The sequence below is a fragment of the Paraburkholderia sp. SIMBA_054 genome (assembly GCF_046534875.1).
Classification (GTDB): Bacteria; Pseudomonadota; Gammaproteobacteria; order Burkholderiales; family Burkholderiaceae; genus Paraburkholderia; species Paraburkholderia hospita.
Genome location: NZ_JAWRXV010001234.1, coordinates 1 through 253 on the forward strand (window position 1 = coordinate 1; position 253 = coordinate 253).

Below are 253 nucleotides of genomic sequence, written 5' to 3' on the forward strand. Positions count from 1 at the left end.
GTTGTTCGCGATGAGCCGCTCTTCGATATCTTAAGTTAACATTACCCGCTGACGTCGATATTCTCGCGGAGAGCGATAACCCAACGCACTATGCGGATGGTTTTCATTGTAATGCTCGATCGCCACTGCAAGGTTATGCAATGCCGTTCTTACATTCGGTTTCGGCATGAACGCGATGTAGTCTTCCTTCATCGTTTTCACGAACCGTTCTGCCATTCCATTACTCTGAGGGCTACTGATTGCCGTTGTGCAG

At 48.6% G+C, this 253-nt stretch carries 1 protein-coding gene; it reads right to left on the reverse strand.

All coding sequences use genetic code 11. The features are described from left to right. Positions 1–30: 30 nt before the first annotated feature. On the reverse strand, positions 31–253 hold a 223-nt coding region (locus tag SB822_RS59045; RefSeq protein WP_410859369.1), incomplete at its 5' end, for an integrase core domain-containing protein.